The 6458-nt window shown below is 61.3% G+C and carries 4 protein-coding genes and 1 pseudogene; 4 read left to right on the top strand and 1 reads right to left on the bottom strand.

Annotated elements, in window-relative coordinates; all coding sequences use genetic code 11:
- Window positions 1–133 precede the first annotated feature (133 nt).
- Window positions 134–226, top strand: a pseudogene (locus HZC36_11670) (PLP-dependent transferase).
- Window positions 227–237: 11 nt separating this feature from the next.
- Here the strand turns inward: HZC36_11670 and HZC36_11665 are convergent.
- Window positions 238–2052 (bottom strand): NACHT domain-containing protein, encoded by a 1815-nt coding sequence (locus HZC36_11665; protein ID MBI5707631.1) that lies wholly within the window; start codon window positions 2050–2052, stop codon window positions 238–240.
- 364 nt (window positions 2053–2416) lie between these two features.
- Between HZC36_11665 and HZC36_11660 the strand changes: the two genes are divergently transcribed.
- The 3 genes from HZC36_11660 to HZC36_11650 all read left to right on the top strand — a co-directional run bounded on the left by HZC36_11660 (window position 2417) and on the right by HZC36_11650 (window position 6453).
- Window positions 2417–3067: a fibronectin type III domain-containing protein gene (locus HZC36_11660; GenBank protein MBI5707630.1), complete on the top strand. Its 651-nt coding sequence runs from the start codon at window positions 2417–2419 to the stop codon at window positions 3065–3067.
- A gap of 193 nt (window positions 3068–3260) precedes the next feature.
- Window positions 3261–5663, top strand: a complete 2403-nt coding sequence (locus HZC36_11655; protein MBI5707629.1) for a glycoside hydrolase family 95 protein — start codon at window positions 3261–3263, stop codon at window positions 5661–5663.
- 109 nt (window positions 5664–5772) lie between these two features.
- Window positions 5773–6453 carry a GNAT family N-acetyltransferase gene (locus HZC36_11650; protein ID MBI5707628.1) on the top strand — a complete coding sequence of 227 codons (681 nt, stop codon included), beginning with the start codon at window positions 5773–5775 and terminating at the stop codon, window positions 6451–6453.
- Window positions 6454–6458: the final 5 nt, after the last annotated feature.

Below are 6458 nucleotides of genomic sequence, written 5' to 3'. Positions count from 1 at the left end.
ACCTTTCATCGTCTTGCTTCATCCACCCCCACCCTGCCCTCCCCCGCGACAAGGGAGCGATCGATAGGCGGGCGGCCTCGGGTCGCAGGAGAGGGAGACCTTCTGCTGACCGATGAGGAGAGGCGCTGCCGGCGGCATCACCCCCGGCATGGTCCGCCTGTCCGTGGGTCTGGAGACGTTGGAGGACCTGCTTTGGGATCTGGATCAGGCGTTGGAGGGGGTGTGAGAGGTTGACGCTTATCGAGCGGAACCTCCCCGGCTCCCCTTACTCCGACCCGCCGTGGACTTGCGTCGTCGCTGCCCGCTTGTGGCCCTGGTGTCTTCTCTTTCCGCCGCCAAGACGAGCGCAGCAGCACGCCCGAACTTCTCGATTTCCTTAACGGCTCGCGCCTTCGCTTCAATGACTGCCTCAATAAAGGGCACACCCACCCAGAAAGACTCAGCGGCTACCTGAAGGGCTGCATTGTCCTCCTTTAGGGAGTGAAACAAGACATGGTGCTCTCCCTTAGTTGCGCGTCGACGAAGCAGCTCTTCAAGCTTGTCCCGCGCTTTTGAATCGTCGCGATCGAAGAGATCAGGAAACGAGGTGCGGGCTACAACATATACTGGGAAAACGATCCGATCCCGAATGAGGCCCAATCTGAAATGCATTCGGACCGGCAACTTCTCTTTCCCTTCTGCCGACGACGATGGCTGAATAGGGATCAAGTTAGCTGAAGCACCACTGAGCCTAAGAAACTGCCGATACACGTTTGGACTAACCTCACCCGTGTACGCAATCGCAGCCAGCATCCCGTCAGCCAATGGCAGCAGTAGCATCCTGAGGAATAGCTCAGGATTTACCCCATAAAGCGAGGTCAAGAAACCGGAGTTAGGTTCATAGCGAACGATGCTCTCAATCACCTCCTTGGCGCTGCTTTGCGGAAGATGTCGGCCCACGTAGACGGCCGCAAAATACTCCTGGAATGTCCGGTGTGTGAACCGCTGTTCATCGAAAGAGACGCGCTCTGCAGAATAGGAAATCGCTGAGAAGATAGAGAACACCTTGCCGAACGATTCGTGATCCAGCTTTGACCGGAGTTGCCTCCTGAAACTCCCCTTCTTTCGCACGTCGTGTCTCGAAAAAAGCACTTGATAGGCTTGATCGTAGAACAAATGCCACTTCTTAGGTATTTCGGCGTTCTCGCCAAACATCAGGACCATCAAGGTCAACAATAGCGGGTTTGATGCGAAGGAGTTGTGGGTTTGGAATAATCCGCTCTCAAGTAGATTGACAAATTTGGTCTTGAACTCTTTGTCTTCAAACGGCATCCTATGCACGAGGTTGCATGCTTGAGATTGGCGCATGGGATTGACGCCACATACAGTAAATTCCTCCCAAGATTGAAACTCCTCATAAGGCCTCGAGGACACTACTATCCGTGTTTTGGGGAATGATGCGGATAACTTCTGGATTGCCGAGACCGTTCGCTTAAAGAACTCGTCGGAAACTTCATCAAGGCCGTCAAAGAAGAATGACAAAATGCCCTTCTTTGATGCCGCCACCAACATGTCTCTATCAAGTCCCCCTCCGTCTGTATTCACAGTCTGCAGAATCAGGTTCTCCAAGTTCCCCTGGAGATCGTTGATGTTACGCAAAGTTATGAGCAAGGGAACGCTGGTCCTCAGCTCGCATTCTTCTAGAAAGAACGTTCGAAACGCCGTTGACTTACCGCTGCCAGCAAGCCCAGTGAGTATGATTCGAGTGGACAGTTGACGGAGCTCTGACCAAGCTGCATCTTTCAGCTCCGAAGAGCCCACCCTGAGATCCATCGGCACATATATGTTGGTGATTGGTGTCGGCTCGTCGTTTAGCAGGGTCTTGCAGTGAAGCGCCTGGTCGTGTGCTCTCTTCAGGTAGGGCTTGAATGCCGCGCCTGACTTCGCTAGCAGGGCTCGAATCGGCCTCGTGGCGCCGCTTTCGGCGTTCTTGAAGAGTGCGTCAACATAGTGAATTGTCAGGCCCTTCGCGTACTCAGCGGTCACTTTGTTGATGTCGATATCCGAGCTCATGATTCCAAATCTACCAGGACGGGCAAACCACCCGTTGGGTAGGTCTTCCCCTTCTTGCTTGGAGCTTTGAGTGGCTTCACGCTCTATCGAGGAGTGCTGGTGGGTTGCCGCATCGTCTGATGGCACTCGTCCCGCAAGCGTTGGCACTTGCCGTTTTGGAAGAGCGTGAGGCAGGGAAAAACCGTGTCCGGGTCATTGGGACACGAAGTCTGGTCGTTGTCAAGATAAGGTTGATTGGGGAGAATCGTGTCCGGGGCGTTCGGGCACGGAGATTGGTCGTTGGGGAGGGTGGATTGGTTGGGCAGGATCGTGTCTCAGAGGTTCGGGCATCAAGTTTCCCGTTTGCGTGCCGATGATAGAGGGCATGGGACGGGTGGTACCGAAGAGCATCGTCGGGCGCATCGACTTCTTCGCCGCGCGCGGGCAGGAGTGGCTCGCATCGGCGGCTGAGATCGGCCTGAGCCCCGAGCTGGCGCAGCGCGTGGCCGACCTCGCGCAGGAAGCCCAACAGGCCTTCGACCTTCAGCGAGCCCAAGAACAGGCCGCGCGCGCCGCGACCCTCGCGCTCAACGCCAAGGTCGCCGAACTCATGCGCGTGGGTTCGGGCGCGATGCAGACCATCCGCAGCCATGCCGAGGTTGTGGAGGACCCGGGAGTGCTGGCTACCGCCTCGCTGCCCGCCAAACGACGCTGGAGCCGCATCGGCCCGCCGCCCGCGCCGCAGAGCGTGAGCTGCCGCCTGATGTCCAACGGCTCGGTGGAAGTGACCTGGAAGGGCCGCTTCCCTGCCGGCACGTTCTTCGAGGTCCAGCGAGCGCTTGGGGATTCCGTGGCGTTTGTCCCGGTAGGCACGATCGGCGGCAAGCGCTATGTGGACGGGACGCTGCCTTTCGGTGTCACCTCGGCCACCTACCGCGTGATCGCCAGGCGTGGCGGCGGGCTCCAAGCGGCATCGACGCCGGTTTCGATTCGGTTTGGGGTCCTTCCGAGGCACGAATTGTCGCTCGCCGCATGAGAAGGTCCGAAGTCACGCCCCTTCAGGGCTAGGGAGGCTCGTGGCGGTTGCCGTTCCCAGGGCAACGCCCTGGGCTATCACCTTGCGGCCCTTTGGGCCTTCGGGGATCCCGTTCTTGCTCGGACCTTAGGGTGGCTCGACCCCTTTGGAAGGGGCACGCATCGCTTGCCAAAGGTGCTAACCTCTGGCTCAAATGCACTGGAGCCTACTGGCATATCTTGGGGCCGTGAGTCTGGGATTTGGGGCATCGGGCCAGGAAAGTGCGTCGGCGAACATGAAGGACACAGCGATCGATCCCTCCACCTGTCTCTGGTTCGCTTCGCCGGCCACCAAATGGGACGAGGCGCTGCCGGTCGGCAACGGGCGGCTGGGGGCGATGGTGTTCGGCACGGTCGCCGAGGAGCGCATCCAGCTCAACGAGAGCACCTACTGGTCCGGCGGGCCGTACTCGACCGTCGTGCCCGGAGGCTACAAGGCGCTGCCGGAGATCCAGCGGCTCGTGTTCGCCGGCAAGTACCTCGACGCCCACAACCTCTTCGGGCGCAAGCTGATGGGCTATCCCGTCGAGCAGCAGAAGTATCAGAGCCTTGCCAACCTGCACCTGTTCCTCGCGCACGGCGACCAGGCCACCGACTATCGGCGAGAGCTGGACCTAAAGACCGGCATCGCGTCGGTGTCCTACACGGTCGACGGCGTAAGCTATCGGCGGGAAGTGCTCGCCTCCGCCCCCGATCAGGCGATCGTCGTGCGGCTCACGGCGAGCCGGCCGGGATCGATCAGCCTCATCGCCAACCTAAGGGGCGTGCGCAACCAGACCCACTCGAACTACGCCACCGACTACTTCCACATGGACCCGGTTGGGTCCGACGGCCTGGCGGTCACGTGCAAGTCCGCGGACTACATGGGCGTAGTAGGAAAGCTGAAGTGCGAGGCCCGGGTCAAGGCGTCGGTGGAGGGCGGATCGGTCAGGACCGCCGGCATCAACCTGGCCATCGAGAAGGCCGACGCCGTCACGCTCGTGTTCGTCGCCGCGACCAACTTCGTGAACTACAAGGACGTGAGCGCCGACCAGCACAAGCGGGTCGAGGAATACTTGCGGGAGCTGAAGGGCAAGTCCTATGAGACCCTCAAGGCCGCAGCGGTGCAGGACCACCGTCGGTTCTTCGATCGGGTCGCCCTCAAGCTGCCAAACACGGAGAGCTCTTACCTGCCGACCGACCAGCGGAAGCAGAAGATCCAGACCGAGCCGGACCCGAGCCTGGGCGCCTTGGTCTACAACTTCGGCCGGTACGTGCTCATCTCGTCGTCGCGCCCAGGATCGCAACCGGCGAACCTCCAGGGCATCTGGAACGACGACATGAACCCCATGTGGGACTCCAAGTACACGACCAACATCAACACCGAGATGAACTATTGGCCGGCGGAATCGGCCAACCTGGGCGAACTTACCGAGCCGCTCTTCCGGCTCATTCGGGAGGTGTCCGATCAGGGCGCGCAGGTCGCGAAGGAGCACTACGGCGCGCGCGGATGGGTCTTCCACCAGAACACCGACCTGTGGCGGGTGGCGGCGCCCATGGACGGGCCGAGTTGGGGCACGTTCACCGTCGGCGGCGCGTGGCTGTGCACCCACCTTTGGGAGCACTACCTGTACACGCGGGACAAGGCGTTTCTGAAGGCGAACTTCCCGCTGATTGAGGGCTCAATCCGGTTCTTCCTCGATTTCCTTGTGCCCCATCCCAACGGCAAGTGGCTCGTGACGAACCCGTCCACCTCCCCGGAGAACTTTCCGAACGGCGGCGGCAACGGGCCGTTCTTCGACGAGACGACGGGAGCCATTCTCCAGGGCACGCAAATCTGCGCCGGGTCCGCCATCGACATGCAGATCCTCCACGACCTGTTCGGCTACTACCTGCAGGCAGCCGAAGAACTCGGCGTGAAGTCTCCCATGCTCGCCAAGGTCAAAGAGGCCAGGGCAAGGCTCGTGCCGCCGCAGATCGGCAAGAGTGGGGCCTTGCAGGAGTGGGCCGACGACTGGACTTCGCTCGAAGAGAACCACCGGCACTTCTCCCACCTGTACGGGCTATACCCCGGCCGGGCGCTTTGGGACAAGCGGACCCCCGAGCTCATCAAGGCCTACAAAGGCGTGCTCGAAGAGCGGGGCGACGGCGGCGTGGGCTGGTCGAGATCGTGGAAGATGGCGCTGTGGGCGCGGCTCGGGGACGGCAACCGCGCGCACAAGATCTTCAAGGGCTATCTGAAAGAGCAGAGCTGCGCCCAAATGTTCGCTCTGTGCGGAAGGGCGATGCAGGTGGACGGGACGCTGGGCGCTACCGCCGCGATCACCGAGATGCTCATGCAGTCGCACGAGGGGTTCATCCGCCTGCTTCCCGCCTTGCCGGATGAGTGGAACACCGGCGAGTTCAACGGCGTCTGCGCCCGAGGCGGATTTGAGGTCGATATGAGCTGGAAGGAGGGGCGTTTGACCCGGGCGGTGATCCACTCCAAGGCCGGTCTGCCGTGCAAAGTCGTCTGCGGTGAGAAGAGCTGGGAATTCGACACCGCAGCCGGGAAGTCGTATCCCCTTAGGATCGAATAGAGGTCTGCGGTAGGCCTCGCGTTGGGAGGGCCTACGTTTCCCGCTTGGCGAATCTGGCAGCTCCAGCCGGAACAAGGGCCTCTTCTGGAAGCGATGTAAACTCCCTCCCTTGACCTCGCTCGACAACCCGATCTGGCACTCCCTGATGACCCGTCACGCCCACCTGGCGATCGGCGATGGCCTCGCGCTGCGCTATCCGCCAGACGTCACCCCGTTCATCGCCGTCGAGGAGAAGTCGGGGCGGGCGGCCTCCCAGATGCTCGAGATCGTCCAGCCTGGAGACCGCGTCGGCATCCTCGCCGTCATCCCGGAACGCACCGCCGACTGGGACCTCGTCCACGGCATCGAGGTGCACCAGTACGTGTGGGACCTTCCTGCCGCCGACGCCTGGCCGGAGCCAGAGGCCATCGTCATGGGCGAAGCGCACATCGAGGCGATGCTCGAGCTCACGGCGCAGGTCTATCCCGCCTACTTTCGACCTGGCACCGCGCGGCTGGGCCACTACGTGGGCATCCTGGAGGACGGCGTGCTCTGCGCGATGGCTGGCGTTCGCATGGCCATGGATGGCTACCAAGAGCTGAGCGCGATCTGCACCCATCCGGACCACCGTGGCAAGGGCTACGCCACCCGCCTCACGCGCCATCTCGTTCACTACGTGATGTCCAAGGGCGACGTGGCGTTCCTGCACACCGAATCCGACAACGTCGCGGCGCAGAGGGTCTACGAGCGTCTGGGCTTTACGCTGCGCCGCGTCTTGCCGTTCGACATGCTCGAACGAAAAGGTGCTTGACCGCG

It is taken from the genome of Armatimonadota bacterium (genome assembly GCA_016223145.1).
In the GTDB taxonomy this organism is placed as follows: domain Bacteria; phylum Armatimonadota; class Fimbriimonadia; order Fimbriimonadales; family Fimbriimonadaceae; genus Nitrosymbiomonas.
This window is presented reverse-complemented; position numbering and strand designations above follow the sequence as displayed.